The organism is Streptomyces sp. NBC_00667, assembly GCF_036226825.1.
GTDB lineage: Bacteria > Actinomycetota > Actinomycetes > Streptomycetales > Streptomycetaceae > Streptomyces.
This window is the reverse complement of record NZ_CP109022.1, coordinates 2,870,529-2,886,960: the sequence shown is the minus strand read 5'-3', so window position 1 is coordinate 2,886,960 and position 16,432 is coordinate 2,870,529. Positions and strand designations below refer to the sequence as shown.

The window sequence follows — 16,432 nt, the reverse complement described above, 5'->3', positions numbered from 1 at the left end:
CAGGGGAGGCGGGGCCATGGCCGGGAACCGGGATCGGTTCTCCACCTTCTCGACCGCGACGAGGCTCAAGCAGCTCGGTGAGCGGACCGCCGCCCACGTCTACCGCTCGCAGTCGCGCCGCCAGGTCCGCCGCAGCCGGCTCACCGGCCGGGCGGCGCTGCTGGTGCTCGTCCTCTGTACGCTGGTCGTCGCCCTCGCGTACCCGATGCGCCAGTACGTGTCCCAGCGCTCGGAGATCGCGGACCAGCAGCGGGCCGCCGACGGCGCGCGCAAGCGCCTCGAACAGCTGCGCGACGAGAAGGCCCGCTGGCAGGACCCGGCCTACGCCGAGCAGCAGGCGCGCAAGCACCTGCACTTCCTGCGGCCGGGCGAGATCGGCTACATCATGAACGACCCCGGGGCCGAGGCCGCCGAACACCGCCGCACCGGGCAGGCCGGCTCCGACCGGCCCTGGTACTCGAACGTCTGGGACGGCGTCGACAAGGCCGACCGGCCCGGCGACTGACCCAGACCACCCATACGAAACGAAGAGACGCACTCCAGGCATGCAGACGCCCCCGCCCCAGACCGACCGCACCGAGCCGACCGCCGCGGACATCGAGGCGTTCGAGCAGCAGCTCGGCCGCCCGCCGCGCGGCCTGCGCGCCATCGCCCACCGCTGCCCCTGCGGGCAGCCGGACGTCGTGGAGACCGCGCCCCGGCTCCCCGACGGCACCCCCTTCCCGACGCTGTACTACCTGACCTGCCCGCGCGCCGCCGGTGCGATCGGCACGCTGGAGGCCAACGGCGTGATGCGGGAGATGCAGGCCCGGCTCGCCGAGGACCCCGAGCTGGCCGCCGCCTACCGGGCCGCGCACGAGGACTACATCACCCGCCGCGACGCCATCGAGGTGCTCCAGGGCTTCCCGAGCGCCGGTGGCATGCCGGACCGGGTGAAGTGCCTGCACGTCCTGGTCGGCCACTCGCTGGCGGCCGGGCCCGGGGTGAACCCGTTCGGCGACGAGGCGCTGGCGATGCTGCCCGAGTGGTGGGCCAAGGGGCCGTGCGTCACGCCGTGCACGGGGGAGAAGGAGTCGTCGCAGTGACCCGGGTGGCAGGCATCGACTGCGGTACGAACTCCATCCGCCTGCTGGTCGCCGACTGCGACCCGGCGACGGGTGAGCTCGTGGAGCTGGACCGCCGGATGACCATCGTCCGGCTCGGCCAGGGCGTGGACGAGACGGGCCGGCTGGCCCCGGAGGCGCTGGAGCGCACGTTCGCGGCCTGCCGCGAGTACGCGGCGGTCATCGGGGAACTGGGCGCCGAGCGGGTGCGTTTCGTGGCCACGTCGGCCTCGCGGGACGCCGAGAACCGCGAGGAGTTCGTCCGGGGGGTGCTGGACATCCTGGGCGTGGAGCCCGAGGTGATCACCGGCGACCAGGAGGCGGAGTTCTCCTTCACCGGCGCCACCGCGGAGCTGACGGGCCGCACCGACCTGGAGCGGCCGTTCCTGGTCGTGGACATCGGCGGAGGCTCCACCGAGTTCGTGGTCGGCTCGGAGCACGTCGAGGCGGCCCGCTCCGTGGACGTGGGCTGCGTCCGGATGACCGAACGGCACCTGGTGGTGGACGGCGTCGTCAGCGACCCGCCGACCGGGGCGCAGGTCGCCGCCATACGGGCCGACGTCGAAGCGGCACTCGACCTGGCCTCGCAGACCGTGCCGCTGGGCCGGGCCCGCACCCTGGTGGGCCTCGCCGGTTCGGTGACCACCGTCGCCGCGATCGCGCTGGGCCTGCCCGAGTACGACTCCTCGGCGATCCACCACGCCCGGATCCCGTACGAGAAGGTCCGCGAGGTCACCGAACGGATGCTGACCTCCACGCACGCCGAACGGGAGGCCCTCGCGGTGATCCACCCGGGCCGCGTCGACGTCATCGGCGCGGGTGCCCTCGTCCTCCTCGCGATCATGGACCGCGTCGGCGCCTCGGAGGTCGTCGTCTCGGAACACGACATCCTCGACGGCATCGCCTTCGCCGCCGCGGGCGCGGGGGAGACGGCGAAGCGCCCTTCCTGACCCGTCGGCGCGTGCGGCTGCGGCGGTCCGTGACCTGAGTCGGCCTGGTCCGGGGGTGGTTCGGGCCTGGAGCGGGTGTCGATCCGACCTTGTGGCGGCCTGTTCGGGAGCCGGAAGAGCCTTCGAATGCACGAGCTTCGTGAAGTTCTTCACAAGGAAAAGAGGTCCGCAGGGTGACGCGGAGGGTCCCAAGGGGCGCTCGCGGGCCCTGCGGGCCCTTTTTGTGCGCGCGTTCGTGCGATTGCCGGAGGCCGGGCGTGCGGGTCGGTAGGTATCCACGAACCCGGTGGTCTACTCCGTTTTCGGCCTTACAGGCCAGTTCAGGACGGGTGAACAACGTGTGGCGTTACACCGTGGTTCCCGTTCGGCGCCATGACGTGGGTCACGTGGGCGGCGCAGTGTAGCAGAGGGTTCCGAGCACCTTGTGAAGGGGCTCACGAGCGTCACCCCTGTGGGTGCTGGATACTCGTTCCATGAGCACCACGGAGCGTCCCAGGATCCTCGTTGTAGGAGGTGGGTACGTAGGCCTGTACGCAGCCAAGCGCATCATGAAGAAGATGCGCTACGGCGAGGCGACCGTCACGGTCGTCGACCCGCGCTCGTACATGACCTACCAGCCCTTCCTCCCCGAAGTGGCCGCAGGCAGCATCTCGCCTCGGCACGTCGTCGTCCCGCTGCGACGCGTGCTGCCCAAGGCAGAGGTCCTCACCGGCCGGGTCACCAGCATCGACCAGGACCGCAAGGTCGCCGTCGTCACGCCGCTCGTCGGCGAGGCGTACGAGCTGCCCTTCGACTACCTGGTGATCGCGCTCGGCGCCGTCTCCCGCACCTTCCCGATCCCCGGCCTCGCCGAACAGGGCATCGGCATGAAGGGCGTCGAAGAGGGCATCGGCCTGCGCAACCACGTACTCGAGCAGCTCGACAAGGCCGAGTCCACGACGGACGAGAACGTCCGTCGCAAGGCCCTCACCTTCGTCTTCGTCGGCGGCGGCTTCGCCGGCGCGGAGACCATCGGTGAGGTCGAGGACATGGCCCGCGACGCGGCCAAGTACTACTCCAGCATCAAGCGCGAGGACATGCGCTTCATCCTGGTCGACGCGGCGGACAAGATCCTTCCCGAGGTCGGGCCCAAGCTCGGCACCTGGGGCAAGGAGCACCTCGAGTCCCGCGGCATCGAGATCTACCTGAACACCTCCATGGACTCGTGCGTGGACGGCCACGTGGTGCTGAAGAACGGCCTCGAGGTCGACTCCAACACCATCGTCTGGACCGCCGGCGTCAAGCCGAACCCGGTCCTGGCCCGCTACGGCCTCCCGCTGGGTCCGCGCGGTCACGTCGACGCCTCCCCGACCCTCCAGGTCACCGGCACCGACTACATCTGGGCCGCGGGCGACAATGCCCAGGTCCCGGACGTCGCCGCCCGCAAGGCGGGCGTCGAGAACGCCTGGTGCCCGCCGAACGCCCAGCACGCGCTGCGCCAGGCCAAGGTCCTCGGCGACAACGTCATCTCGGGCATGCGGGGCTTCCCGCAGACCGAGTACTCGCACTCCAACAAGGGTGCGGTGGCGGGTCTCGGCCTCCACAAGGGCGTCGCGATGATCGTCATGGGCAAGATGAAGATCAAGCTCAAGGGCCGGCTCGCCTGGTACATGCACCGTGGCTACCACGGCATGGCCATGCCGACCTGGAACCGCAAGATCCGCGTCTTCGCCGACTGGACCCTCGGCATGTTCCTCAAGCGCGAGGTCGTCTCCCTCGGTGCGCTGGAGTCCCCGCGCGAGGAGTTCTACGAGGCCGCCAAGCCGGCCCCGGCCGCCGCCCAGGCCCCGGCGCAGAAGGCGAAGGCCTCCTGACGCGGCGCGAGCCGCATCACGCCTGAGTACGACCAGCACGTCCCCGAAGGGGCCGCCCGCCATCCGTGGTGCGGGCGGCCCCTTCGGCGTTCCCGCCGGGTCCGGCCTCGTCCGGCACCCCTCGTCGGCAGCCGGGGGGTGCCGGGGCGCACTCAGGGGCGGGGCCCCGGGCACGGCCGCCTCGTGCCGTCCTGGAGGGTTCTTTGAGCCGCCTCCGCGAAGATCGTCCGTAAAGGGCCTAACCCTCGCCGGAATTGGGTAGGCCGTCCGGTCGGAACTTCTGGAGGTGCCTGCCATGACCGACGCCGCGCCGCGGCTGGCCGCTCTCGCCGAAACCTTGCTGGGCGCCCCCGTGCCCGTGCGCATACGTGCCTGGGACGGCAGCGAGGCCGGCCCGTCCACCGGCCCCACCCTGGTCCTGAACCACCGCCGGGCGCTGCGCCGCATGCTGTGGAAGCCGGGCGAGCTGGGCCTGGCGCGGGCCTGGGTGGCCGGAGAGCTGACCGTCGAAGGGGACCTGTTCGAGCTGCTGGACCGGGTGGCCGGACTCCTCTGGGAGCGCGAGCCCGCCCCGGCCCCGAAGCCCGCGACCAGCGGCCTCGCCGCCCCGCGCCCGCACCGGCCGGCCGCCGCCTCCGGCGCCGCCGGGACGGCCGCCCTGCTGCGAGACCCCCACCTGCGTGCCGCCGTACGCGACCTGGTCGCCCTCGCCCGGCCCTGGCCGGCCCCCGCGCCGCCCCCGGAGGAGGCCGCCCGCCGCGGGGGCGCCCTCCACAGCAAGGGCCGCGACCGCCAGGCGATCAGCCACCACTACGACGTCGGCAACGCCTTCTACGAGCACGTCCTGGGCCCCTCGATGGTGTACTCCTGTGCGTACTGGAGCCCCGGCGGCACCCTGGAGGACGCGCAGCGCGACAAGCTCGACCTGGTCTGCCGCAAGCTCGACCTCGCCCCCGGCCGGCGCCTGCTCGACGTCGGCTGCGGCTGGGGCTCCATGGCCCTGCACGCGGCCCGCGAGTACGGGGTCCAGGTCACCGGCGTCACGCTCTCGCAGGAGCAGGCCGTCTACGCCCGCAAGCGGGTCGCCGAGGAGGGCCTGGCCGACCGGATCGACATCCGGGTCCAGGACTACCGGGACGTCAAGGACGGCCCGTACGACGCGATCTCCTCGATCGGCATGGCCGAGCACGTCGGCGCCGCCCGCTACCGCGAGTACGCCCACACCCTGCACGGGCTGCTCCGGCCCGGCGGCCGGTTGCTGAACCACCAGATCGCCCGGCGGCCGGAGCCCGACGAAGAGGCCTACCGGATCGACGAGTTCATCGACGCCTACGTCTTCCCCGACGGGGAGCTCTCCCCGATCGGCACCACCGTCGGCGAACTGGAACGGGCCGGCTTCGAGGTCCGCGACGTGGAGGCGCTGCGCGAGCACTACGCGCTGACCCTGCGGGCCTGGGTGGCCCGGCTGGAGCGGCACTGGGACGAGGCCGTCCGGCTGACCTCCCCCGGCCGCGCCCGGGTGTGGCTGCTGTACATGGCGGCTTCCGCGCTCGGCTTCGAGCACAACCGGCTCGGCGTCAACCAGGTCCTCGCGGTGCGCCCGGGGGACGGCGGGGTCTCCGGGATGCCGCTGCGGGCCCGCGAGTGGGGCGCGCCGCAGACTCCGTAGCGCGCCGCAGACCCCGTAGCGCGCAGGGGGCATGCGAAGGGCCCCGCGACCGGAACTCCGGTCGCGGGGCCCTCCTGCGCGGGCCGGCCGTGGCTACTCGGTCTTGATGGCGGTCAGCATGTTCAGCCGGGCGGCGCTGCGGGCCGGCCACATGGCCGCCAGGGCGCCGACCACACCGGCCAGCAGCATGAAGATCGCGATCCGGTCGAACGGGACGACCAGTGCGTAGTGCGGCACCCCGTCCTTGATGGTCTGGCCGACGGCCCAGGCGATGAACGTACCGAGGACGACACCGATGACCGCGCCGAACAGCGAGATCACGATGGCCTCCAGGCGGATCATGTTCTTGACCCGGCCCCGGTCCAGGCCGATGGCGCGCAGCATGCCGATCTCCTGGGTCCGCTCGTAGACGGACATGGCCAGGGTGTTGACGACGCCGAGCACCGAGATGATCAGCGCCATGCCGAGCAGCCCGTACATGATGTTGAGCGCGGTGTTGATCGCGCCGCCCAGCTCGTTGCGCATGTCCTGCTGGGTGGCGATGTTCATCGCCGGGTTCTTGCCGAGGGCGTCGACGAGGGTCTGCTGGGCCTTGGCGGAGGGGCCGCCGTCCATCTTGACGAAGACCTCGGGCAGGTACGGCTTCTCCTCGTGGGCGGAGAGGATCTTGTAGTCGAGCACGTAGGGGGAGAGCATGCCGTCCATCTCCTTGTAGACGGCGCCCACCACCAGATCGGCCTTCTTGTTGTCGTCGAAGGCGGCCTTGAGCACCGAACCGACCTGGAGGCCCTGGGACTTCGCCGTCGTGTCGGCGACCGCGACCTGGCCCTTGCCGAGGCTGTCCAGCGAACCGGTGACCACCTCGATGTTGAGGAGCGATCCGATCGTGGCCGGTTCGACGCCGGAGACGGAGCGGGACGCCTTGCCGCCGTCGAAGCGCAGGTAGGAGGCCTGCTGCGGGGAGACGGCCTTGACGCCCGGCGCCTTGGCCAGCGCGCCGATCACGCTCTGGTCGAGTCCGCCGAAGCCGCCGGACAGCGAGATCTTGTAGTCGGCCTTGAGCTTGTCGGTGGTCATGCGGTCCACGGCCTTGCCCATGGTCACGCCGAGCACCGACAGGGCGGTGACCAGGGTCAGTCCGATGGCGAGCGAGGCGGCGGTGACGGCGGTGCGGCGCGGGTTGCGCACCGCGTTCTGCGCGGCCAGCTTGCCGGCGACGCCGAACGCTTTGCGTAGCGCCGGGCGCAGGGCCGCGATGACCGGGCGGGAGAGCGCGGGCAGCAGCACGATGATGCCGATCATCGTGAGGAACGCGCCCCCGCCGATGATCATCTTGCCGTCCTTGCCCATCAGCGCGCCGCCGAGGATCCCGGCCAGGCCGAACAGGGTGAGCGCGCCGCCGATGCTGTTGCGCAGCACCAGGGACTTCGCGGTGGCCGGCAGGTGGGCGCTGCCCATGGCGGCGACCGGGGCGATGCGGGCGGTGCGGCGGGCGGGCAGCCAGGCCGCGAGGAGCGTGACGAGGACACCGATGGCGATCGCGCTCGCGACGGTCACCGGGCTGATGACCAGCGGGCCGGCCGGGATCTTCGCGCCGATGGAGTCCATCACGGAGCGCATGCCGACCGCGAGGCCGACACCGGCCAGCAGGCCGACGGCGGAGGAGACCACGCCGACGACGAGGGCCTCGGCCAGCACGGACCGCTTGACCTGGCCGCGGTTGGCGCCGATGGCGCGCAGCAGGGCCAGCTCCTTGGTGCGCTGGGCGACCAGCATGGTGAAGGTGTTGTAGATCAGGAAGATGCCGACGAACAGCGAGATCAGTGCGAACGTCAGCAGCATCTGGTTGGTGGTGTCCATCTGCCGCTCGATGTTCTTGGCCTGCTCGGCGGCCAGCTCGGCGCCGGTCTTGGCCGTGGCGTCCTTGCCGAGGAGCGGCGTGACCTCGGACAGCAGCCGGTCGGCCGTGGTGCCGGGCTTCGCGCTGACCGAGAGCTCCTCGTAGAAGCCGGGGGCCAGGTAGAGCTTCTGGGCGGTGGCCGTGTCGAACAGCACCAGCGAGCCGCCCGCGTTGACCTGGCCGTCCTCGGTGGTGAACACGCCCGAGAGGGTGTACTCGGTGGGCAGGCCGTTGGAGGCCACCCGCACCTTGTCGCCCACCGCGTACTCGCCGCGGCGGGCGGTCTCCTTGTCGAGGGCGATCTGGTCGGCCTTCGCGGGGCCGTTGCCCTGGGTGAAGGCGTAGCGCGGGTCCTTGCCGTCCTTGACGGGGGCGAAGTTGGAGCCGCGGTTGGCCCATCCGCTGCCGATCAGCTTGCCGGCGGGGTCGGCGACACCGGCGAAGCCGGAGACGCGGCCGGAGACGGTGTCGACCCCCTGGAGGGCCTTGACCTTGTCGAGGGTCTGCGTGCTGATGCCCGGCTCGCCCTCCTTGGTCCCGTCGTCGTTGCGGGAGGGGCCGTTGGCGGTGACGGAGACGGCGACGCCGTCGAAGCTCTTGGCGGACTGGCCGGACAGCGCCTTGCCGACGGTGTCGGTGAAGACGAGCGTGCCGGAGACGAAGGCCACGCCGAGGACGACGGCGAGCACCGTCATCAACAGCCTGGCCTTGTGCGCGAGTACGTTGCGCAGGGCGGTACGGAACATGGTGGAGGCGTCCAGTAGGTCGGGGGTCAGCGGGGACGGGGAGGGGACGTCCCTCAGCTGGTGCGGCCCTTGGCGTCGAAGGCCTTCATGCGGTCGAGGACGCCGTCGGCGCTCGGGCTCAGCATCTCGTCGACGATGCGTCCGTCGGCGAGGAAGATGACGCGGTCCGCGTAGGAGGCGGCGACGGGGTCGTGGGTGACCATCACGACGGTCTGGCCGAGTTCGCGGACGGAGTTGCGCAGGAAGCCGAGTACCTCGGCGCCGGAGCGGGAGTCGAGGTTGCCGGTGGGCTCGTCACCGAAGATGATCTCCGGCCGGGACGCGAGGGCGCGGGCCACGGCCACGCGCTGCTGCTGGCCGCCCGACAGCTGCGTGGGGCGGTGGCCGAGGCGGTCGGAGAGGCCGACCATCCGGATGACCGAGTCCAGCCACTGCCGGTCGGGCTTGCGGCCGGCTATGTCCATCGGGAGGGTGATGTTCTCCAGGGCCGTCAGGGTCGGCAGCAGGTTGAAGGCCTGGAAGATGAAGCCGATCTTGTCGCGGCGCAGCTGGGTCAGCTGCTTGTCCTTGAGGGAGCCGAGTTCGGTGTCGCCGATGCGTACGGAGCCGCCGGAGAAGGTGTCCAGACCCGCGACGCAGTGCATCAGCGTGGACTTGCCGGAGCCGGAGGGGCCCATGATCGCGGTGAACCGGCCCTGGCCGAAGTCGACGGAGACGTTGTCCAGCGCGACCACCTGGGTCTCGCCCTGGCCGTACACCTTGGACAGCTGCGTGGCACGGGCGGCCACCGCCTGGGTGGTGGGGGCGTAGTTCATGGCGGTCACGGGTGACTCCTGTCGAGCGGGATGCTGCGCTGGGGCGGGACCCTTCCATCCTCGCCGCACGCACCCCCGCCCCGGATCAGCCGCGGTGCCGGTTCGACGGCCCACTGGAGGCTGACACGGGGGCGCGCGCCTCCTCCTCTGGTATGACGCCGCTCCCTTTGAGAGCGCCGTGCGCGGGGTGGCGGGTGGGGTGGCGCGGGGAGGCGAAATCCCGTCAAATGCGCGCGGGGGAGATCGTCGCCCGCGAGGTGCCGACCGTGCGTTATCGCACCTGACGACCACTCAAGCGTCAATAGAATCAGACAACATCGGACAGAGTCCCAGGTCGGGGCAGGGATACTTACGGATAGGCTCACCCTGGGCGTCCACAGCTTTTCCACGGGGGCCGCCACGCCCTGCCCGGATGGTGGAATGCAGACACGGCGAGCTTAAACCTCGCTGGCCTTCGGGCCGTGCCGGTTCAAGTCCGGCTCCGGGCACCACGCACGCGGGGCAGGGGCGCGCCGGTGACCACGGCCGCCCCGCCGGCGTACGACCGGGCGGAACACCGCCCCTCCGCCTCATCGCGAGCCCGTGGGCCGGGCCGTCACCGACTCGATGAACGCGGCCGCCACGTGATCGTGGACGCGCTCCGATGACCAGTTCCCCGAACGCGTCGGCCGCGCGCCGGGCCGGAGCTCCGAGTGCACCTGCGGCGCCGGCAGCCAGGACTTCCGAATCTCAGCACGCTGCCGCCGACTCGCGGCCAAGTTGGTCCTTGCGCGGGCATACGACGGCCACGTGGAAGGTGGTGAGCCGTGAACCGACGCGTCCGGTCCGCCTGTCAGGTGGGGAATTCGCCGAGCCACCCGCGGGTCAGCAGGTGGTGCGGAAGGTAGCCCGACTCGACCTCGACCGGCATCTTGCCGTCGAAGGCGAAGCACGCGATGGCCAAGGGGGCAAGGGCGAGATGACCACCAGGGCTTTCCACTCGCTTCTCGTCAGCCGTCCAGTACGCCTTGTGTAGCTCCAGTGCCTGTACCAACGCCTCGTTGAACCCGACCGCGTTCTGGGTGATGAACAGGTAGAAGAGGTTGATCGGCGGCGCCAGCACCGCCTCCAACAGCTCCCGTGGAGCTTGGACGGCGATGCCCGGAGTCGACATTTCGACGGCGCGGGTCAACTTCGCCACCAAGTCGGGCCCCTGCAACCAGTACGTCTGCAACGTATCGACCCAGTGCCGGACGAACTCGTCGAATCCGCCGTCATGGAGGCGATCGAGTGGGAAGCGGGCCAGTTCGGTGATGCGAACCTGGTCCCGGCACACCACGGCGAGCCAGAACGTGGTCAGCCACGTCCCGAGGTCGGTGAGGCCCTGATCCGCGCCCGTGGCCGGCAGTGTTCGGATCTGACGGTTGATCCGACACTCCACGGTTCCCTCGGTCGCCGAAGCCGTGGCGAAGATGGCGGACCCCACCTGAAGGGCGTTGACAACCGCTTCCCAGGTCTCCAGCTTCGCCGCACGGGGGTCGACCGTGCAACGTGCGCCGAGGTGGAGGAGCGCGTTGTTGAAGACGCGCCCGAGGGCGTGGGGGCGCCGCTCCAGCCTGTCGATGTCATCGGCCAGATCCTCGCCGAGTGACTCTGCCCATTCTTCTTCCGTGGGCCCCGGTGACGCAAAGTGCCTACTGACAATGGTGGTCACCGGAGGGTCCCCTTACTGATGTCGAAGCGCTGGTACTGGTAGCCACTGTACTGGAGCCCGTTTCGGTCGCCCTTGACGACGACGTATTCCAGATTCCCGTCGTCGAAGGCGTCTTCCAGTGCCTTCGCGAGCTTCCGCTCGCTCGGGATCTTCTTACCGCGCTCCTTCATTTCGCGGATGATGTCGAAGAAGTACTCCTGGGAGCCTTGTGAAACCCTGCGTCCGTCGGGGAGGTTTCGGCCGCCGAGCTTGGTGTCGACACTGCTCTTCGCTTCGACCACGACGTAACGACCGTCCGCGGTGCGCCACACCTGGTCGAACTGGTCATTTCCGTTCTTGGGGCCGTGCAGCGTTTCCTTCGTGGACCCGGCGTAGTGCTCAGCGATGTAATGGTGCTCTGCGACGTACTCGCCGTAGGCGCCAGTCTCTTCGATCATCGACTTGTGGTAGTGACGGTACGCCTCGCGACCCTCCGCCAGGTCGTGCGCGGTGTCCTCCGTGCCGTGAAGCGCGTGGTTGGCGTCCGCTTCCTTTTTGAACGTATCGGCGAGCTGATCCGCCCATACTGAATAGAAGCGCTTCCGGGTGGCTTCCTTCAGCCCGTCAAGACGTGCGGGATCGGTGATCGAACCCGGAGTCTCGTGCACGTACTTCGGGTCGAGGTAGTGAGGTGTAGGCGGTTCGGGAGCGTCCTTCGCACGAATCCAGGGAGAATTTTCGTCCGCCCTGGTGAGCTGCGGTGGCGTGGAACCGCTCTCGTCTACGAAATCGAGGTTCTTCCGATTTCCGTTGTTCTTGTAGTAGTCGTCGAAATAACCCGGTTCCTCGTTGGCCCGGTACACCTGGATCTCTTCGACCTGGGCCTCTGTCAGGTGCGGCCCGTAGGGGTTGTCGCCGTCCTGCATGAAGCTGGGCCGCTCCACCGGCTCCCGGGTGACCGGGCTGTTGCCGGCTGTCCCGTCGCCCGCACGCGCAGCGTCGTCCAGGCCGCCCCCGCCCGGGGTGTCCGGGAGGTGGGTGCCGCCCCCGCCGGGGGTGTCCGGGAGGTGGGAGCCGCCCGTGCCGGGGGTGTCCGGGAGGTGGGTGCCGCCGGTGCCCGGGCCGTCGGGGTGGGGGCCGCCGGTCGAGGGGCCGTCGGGGTGGCCGCCGGTGCCCGGGCCGTCGGGGTGGGGGCCGCCCGTGGAGGGGGTGTGCGTCGGGTGGGAGGTGCCGCCGCCGGGGGTGGTGTCGAGGTCGTTGCGCGGCATGCCGTCCGGGGCGTGGCCGCCGGGGGTGTGGTCGCCCGCGTGGCCGGTCGGGGTGTGGTCGCCCACGTGGACGGGGTCGGACATGTCGGAGCCGAGGCGGATCATGTCGTCGCCGCCGCGGGCGCCGGCGCCCACCAGGACGGGGGTTTCCACCTTGGGGGCGTGGGCCGTGGCCGGGGTCTTCTCGGCCTTGGCGTCGTCGGCGTGCTGGTAGAGGCTGCCGTCTTCCTTGTAGAGGTGGCCCTCGGGGTCCATGTACTTCGCGGGGCTGTCGTCGAAGGGCAGCTTGACCGTGCCCGGCGGCAGGGTGGCGGTGCCCTCGGGGAGCTTGATGCCCCCGTCCGGGAGCTTGATCGCACCCTCCGGGACCGCGGTGCCCGAGGGGAGGTGAATCGTTCCGTCCGGCAGCATCGTCGAGCCGTCGGGCAGCGCGAACGCACCGTCGGAGATCTTGGGGATCTCGACCTTGCCGATGCCCCGCAGGCCGGCCATCACATCGCCGATCTTCGACAGGCCCGCGCCCGCGCCCTTGAACACGTACGTCATCGGGTCGATGGCCCGCCCGGCCTTGCCCGCGAACGACAGCGCCTTCGCCGCCACGCCCGCCTTGCCCGCGCCCGAGGCGGCCGCGCCGGCGCCGTCGGTGAAGATCGCGGTGACCACGTTGAAGGTGACCGCGCCCGCCGCCCGCGACGGGTTCTCGCTCCACTGGTCCCACGCCAGCAGCGCCTTGCCCGTCTCCTTCATCGCCGTACGCGAATCACGCAGCCAGGACGGGAGGTACTTGCCCGGCATCGCCATGTACGCCGAACCGACGCCCGGGATGATGGCGATGGACACACCGGTGGCGAGCTTCGCCAGCCCGGTCCACGCCTGCTTCGTGGCGTCCCAGCCGTCGAAGCCGACCAGCGTGCCCAGGCCCTTGATGGTGCCCCACACGCCGTCGACGATGACGCCCTTGCCGAAGTCGTAGGCGTGCTCCCACACCTGCCACCACGGCACCGACTCCTGGACGGCGTCACCCCACGGCAGCGACTTCGAGTGCTTGAGCGCCTCCGCGTCGTAGCCGTACATGTTCGGGCCGTGCGAGCCGTCGTCGAGCTTGAGCGGCACCCCGCACACCAGCGCCACGATCTTGTTGTACGCCGTGGTCTCCGCGGCCTGGAACTGCGACCACACCTCGGCGATCTCGTTGCGCCGGTCGAGGTTCTCATCGATGAGATCCCCGTCCTCGGTCCACTTGTCGTCGTGCGAGACCTTCGACTTGAACGACGCCGCCTCCGCCTTGAGCGTCTCCAGCTTCTTCACCAGCGGGCGGATCTCGTTCGCGTACGTCCCCAGCGCGCCCGCGATGGTGCACATGTCGGAGGAGAACGACAAGGTGGTGTCCACCACCGGCTTCGTCACCGCGAAGAGCTGCTCGGCCTCGGGCGCCTTGTAGTACGCGGACATCCCGCCGAAGGTGGTGTGCACCGACGAGCCGGCGTTCGCGAGCGCGCCGCCGTCCCCCGACAGCGCCTTGACCTTCTCGTCCAGCACCGCGAGTTCACCGGTGAACACCGGGACCTCGGCGGGGTTGACCGGATCGTTGCTCACTTCGCGCCCCCCGTGGCGTCCCGCAGCTCATCCAGCCGCACGTTCTTCGCCGCGTCCTGGGCGTGCTTGGCCGCGTCCAGGTCACCCTCGATGTACTCGTTCGTCGCCTTCGCCGCACCCAGCACCGCGGCCTGGATCCGGTCCACCATCGCCTTCACGTCCGGCTGGCGCTTCTCCAAGTACTGCGACAGCGCGGCACCCACCGGCCCCGTCGTGCCCCGGTGCGACAACGCCACCTGCCCCGTCGCCACCGGCCCCTGCCGCGCCGCGTTCGGCACCGTCGCCGCCGAACCCGGCACCGCCGTGCCCGCCGCGTACGCGGCCTCCGACATGTGCGTCATCAGCGCGTTCAGCGCCTTCTCCAGCTCGCCCGCCCGCTCACCGGTGAGCTTGAGCTGGCTCTGCACACCCTGCGGCTTGATGTCCCACGCCGTCATACGTCCCCCGAAAAACCGTTTCTGCTCAGCCGATGTTGTCGACCGCGGCCTTCGCCCGCGCGATCGTCTGCTGCGCCGTCGCGTCGTTCTTCTCCAGCGTCGACTTCAACAGGTGGATGATGTTCTTCACCTCTTGCGACGCGTTCTTCCAGCGCAGTTCCTTGCCGTGGTACTCATCCGCCACGCCATCGGCCGCGAAGTCCGACATCGCCGCCTTCACCTGCGCGTCGCGAGCCGCGATCACCTGCTCCAGCTGCCCGATCACGACCTGGATGTTGCCCTGCGCCTCGGTCGAGGCACCCGTGTCATACGAACGACGGTCCGTGCCACCGGCCATCACACATCACACTCCCCGTGTGGTTGAAGAGACTTGCAACGTTCAGCGGCCGGCGAAGCGGGCCGCGTCGAAGTTCGCCGCCGACATCTGCTGCCGCGCGTTGTCACCCTGCTCGTGGTCACCGGTGCCGAAGGCCTGCTCCATACCCGACTGACCGCCCAGGATCGCCGACAGAGCCGCGTTCAGCTCCTTCGTGATCCCGTCCGAGTGCTCCTTGAACGAGTCGAACGCGACCTTGCCCTGACCGTTGAACTTGCCCTCCAACGGATGCGCCGCCGTGATCAACTGCTGGATCAGCGTTCCCAGATCCGTACTCGAGTTCCGCGACCCCGACATCAGGTTCGTCAGAACCTGCGTCCCCATGTCGAACTTCATCCCACACCCCCATCACCAGAGAACGACCGTAAGTATGGCCAATTCTGCCAACCTACATCGCTTTCGCAACCAGCTACCGGCAGCTGTGACCAAAGCCGGACATCGCATCGGCCGTCCCCACCGGCATGCCAAGGGGCTCCCTCACGCGCCCTTCAGATGCCTCATCAGCAGCTCGAAGTCCGCCCATCCGGCCAGGTCGGAGGGGTCTCCCGGCAGCGGGTAGTACAGCGCCGGCCGGCTCTTGGGACCCAGCGCCAACGGCCGCTGCGCCAGCGGGGTGTTGCGGGCCCGGTCGCCCGGCATCGCGCGGACCTCCTCCGCACCCAGGACGAAGGCCACCGGCACGCCCGGTCCCTCGAAGCGCGGCGGCACCGCCAGGTCGCGGCGGGCCTTGCGCAGCTGTACGAGCATCGACTGGAGGCCGTGGCGGGTGGCGAGCACCTCGGCGGTCCGGGTCAGGGCGTCCACCGGGGGCTCCTCGTCCGCGCCGTAGCCGAACGCGAGGGTGACCTCCTCCTCGACGCCCGCCTTCGTGCGCCGGACCCGCACCGTGGCGACGCCCGGGCGCTCCGGCCCGCCGACCACCACGAACCAGGTCGGCTCCGGCGCCCGCGCGTACGCGACGTCGGTCAGCCGGGCCGGGGACCACGGCAGGTTGGCCGGCTCCGCGGTGCCCCACCCGGCCGGCGGCCCGCCGGTCAGCTCCCGCCACACCGCCTCCAGGGCGCCCCCAAGGACGAGCCGTTCATCGGCGGGGTGGACCGCGCGGAAGGTGACGGCCAGCTGCCGTTCCCCGGTCGCGGAGACCTCCCGGAACGCGGCCGCCACCGGGGTACGGGGGTCCTCGGCGGTCGCGTCCAGCGCCTCGACCGGGGCGAACAGCCCGCTCTGCCAGCGCAGTACGGCCCCGGTGAGGCCGTCGTAGTAGCCGTCCCGCTCGTCCTGCACCACCCAGCGCGAGGGCCAGCCGCTCAGGTTTTCCCGGACGGCGGGGGAGAGGGTGGTGCCCGGCGGGGTGACGATCTGCAGCCCGAGCTCGGCTTCGGCGGCGGCCCGGAAGGCGTCGGAGAGCCAGGCGGTCATGGCCACCACCGGGCGGTCCTGGATGACGACGGCCACCCGGTCGGTGAGCACGTCGACGGCGGGCTGCGCGGCGGCCGGCTCCGGCGCCACGCCCACCCCCTCGGTCCGCACCACACCCAGCGCGCGCCCCGGCTCGCGGGGCCATGCGGAGCCCCCCGCCAGGGCGGCCAGCCGGGCCGCGAAGGTGCCCGCCAGCCGGGCGGCGTCCTCGACGCCGGTGGTGGCGCGGGCCTCCGTCCACCAGAAGGGGACCGGCGGGGCGGTGGCTCCGAGCAGCCGCTCGGCCTCCCCCTCGACCTGCACCAGCAGCGGCGCCTCGATGGAGACGAGCGGGCGGCCCTGCTCGTCGCACAGCTGCACCACGGCCCGCTCGGCGGCCGCGTTCACCAGCTTGTCGGGGCCCCCGGAGAGCAGTCCGGCGAGCACGGTCCACGGGTCGGGCATCCGCTCGGTGAGGGCGACGACGTCCTTGGTCATGTGCTGGTCAGATCCTTCGGTCGAAGTGCATGCGGGAAACGGGCGCGGGTCCGGCGCTCACCCGCGGCCGGCCTTACGCGGTCCACCCGGGGCCGGCCGTTCGCGGTCCACCCCGGGGCCGGCCTTACGCGGTCCACCCCGCGGCCGGCCG

The 16,432-nt window shown here is 70.8% G+C and carries 13 protein-coding genes and 1 tRNA gene; 6 read left to right on the top strand and 8 right to left on the bottom strand.

The window, feature by feature from the left end:
- Window positions 1-16 precede the first annotated feature (16 nt).
- The 5 genes from OHA81_RS13435 (at window position 17) to OHA81_RS13415 (ending at window position 5,575) form a co-directional block, all read left to right on the top strand.
- Complete coding sequence (locus tag OHA81_RS13435) at window positions 17-505, top strand: FtsB family cell division protein (protein WP_136213601.1); 489 nt, start codon at window positions 17-19, stop codon at window positions 503-505.
- A gap of 40 nt (window positions 506-545) precedes the next feature.
- Window positions 546-1,085: a DUF501 domain-containing protein gene (locus OHA81_RS13430; protein ID WP_329195822.1), complete on the top strand. Its 540-nt coding sequence runs from the start codon at window positions 546-548 to the stop codon at window positions 1,083-1,085.
- Window positions 1,082-2,053, top strand: coding sequence for a Ppx/GppA phosphatase family protein (locus OHA81_RS13425; RefSeq protein ID WP_329195820.1), 972 nt, complete (start codon window positions 1,082-1,084; stop codon window positions 2,051-2,053). The genes OHA81_RS13430 and OHA81_RS13425 overlap by 4 nt, the downstream gene beginning before the upstream one ends.
- Before the next feature lie 473 nt (window positions 2,054-2,526).
- Window positions 2,527-3,906, top strand: coding sequence for an NAD(P)/FAD-dependent oxidoreductase (locus tag OHA81_RS13420; RefSeq protein WP_329195819.1), 1,380 nt, complete (start codon window positions 2,527-2,529; stop codon window positions 3,904-3,906).
- A gap of 295 nt (window positions 3,907-4,201) precedes the next feature.
- Entirely contained in the window at window positions 4,202-5,575 is a 1,374-nt protein-coding gene (locus tag OHA81_RS13415) for a cyclopropane-fatty-acyl-phospholipid synthase family protein (protein ID WP_329195817.1), read from the top strand.
- 93 nt (window positions 5,576-5,668) lie between these two features.
- Here the strand turns inward: OHA81_RS13415 and OHA81_RS13410 are convergent, their stop codons facing one another.
- Window positions 5,669-8,221: an ABC transporter permease gene (locus tag OHA81_RS13410; RefSeq protein WP_329195815.1), complete on the bottom strand. Its 2,553-nt coding sequence runs from the start codon at window positions 8,219-8,221 to the stop codon at window positions 5,669-5,671.
- A gap of 53 nt (window positions 8,222-8,274) precedes the next feature.
- Entirely contained in the window at window positions 8,275-9,036 is a 762-nt protein-coding gene (locus tag OHA81_RS13405; protein WP_329202245.1) for an ABC transporter ATP-binding protein, read from the bottom strand.
- A gap of 406 nt (window positions 9,037-9,442) precedes the next feature.
- Between OHA81_RS13405 and OHA81_RS13400 the strand changes: the two genes are divergently transcribed.
- Window positions 9,443-9,527: transfer RNA gene (locus tag OHA81_RS13400), tRNA-Leu, on the top strand.
- A gap of 341 nt (window positions 9,528-9,868) precedes the next feature.
- Here OHA81_RS13400 and OHA81_RS13395 read toward each other — a convergent pair.
- The 6 genes from OHA81_RS13395 to OHA81_RS13370 form a co-directional block, all read right to left on the bottom strand.
- Window positions 9,869-10,729: an immunity 49 family protein gene (locus tag OHA81_RS13395; RefSeq protein ID WP_329195813.1), complete on the bottom strand. Its 861-nt coding sequence runs from the start codon at window positions 10,727-10,729 to the stop codon at window positions 9,869-9,871.
- Window positions 10,726-13,572 carry a hypothetical protein gene (locus OHA81_RS13390; protein WP_329195810.1) on the bottom strand — a complete coding sequence of 949 codons (2,847 nt, stop codon included), beginning with the start codon at window positions 13,570-13,572 and terminating at the stop codon, window positions 10,726-10,728. The genes OHA81_RS13395 and OHA81_RS13390 overlap by 4 nt, the downstream gene beginning before the upstream one ends.
- Entirely contained in the window at window positions 13,569-14,009 is a 441-nt protein-coding gene (locus OHA81_RS13385; protein ID WP_329195809.1) for a DUF6507 family protein, read from the bottom strand. Before OHA81_RS13385 ends, OHA81_RS13390 begins: the two co-directional genes overlap by 4 nt.
- Before the next feature lie 25 nt (window positions 14,010-14,034).
- A complete protein-coding gene (locus OHA81_RS13380) occupies window positions 14,035-14,346 on the bottom strand; it encodes a pore-forming ESAT-6 family protein (protein ID WP_329195808.1) in 312 nt (103 codons plus the stop codon).
- Between the two features lie 42 nt (window positions 14,347-14,388).
- Window positions 14,389-14,721, bottom strand: coding sequence for a hypothetical protein (locus OHA81_RS13375; protein WP_329195807.1), 333 nt, complete (start codon window positions 14,719-14,721; stop codon window positions 14,389-14,391).
- A gap of 141 nt (window positions 14,722-14,862) precedes the next feature.
- Window positions 14,863-16,281, bottom strand: a complete 1,419-nt coding sequence (locus tag OHA81_RS13370; RefSeq protein ID WP_329195806.1) for a DUF6177 family protein — start codon at window positions 16,279-16,281, stop codon at window positions 14,863-14,865.
- Window positions 16,282-16,432: the final 151 nt, after the last annotated feature.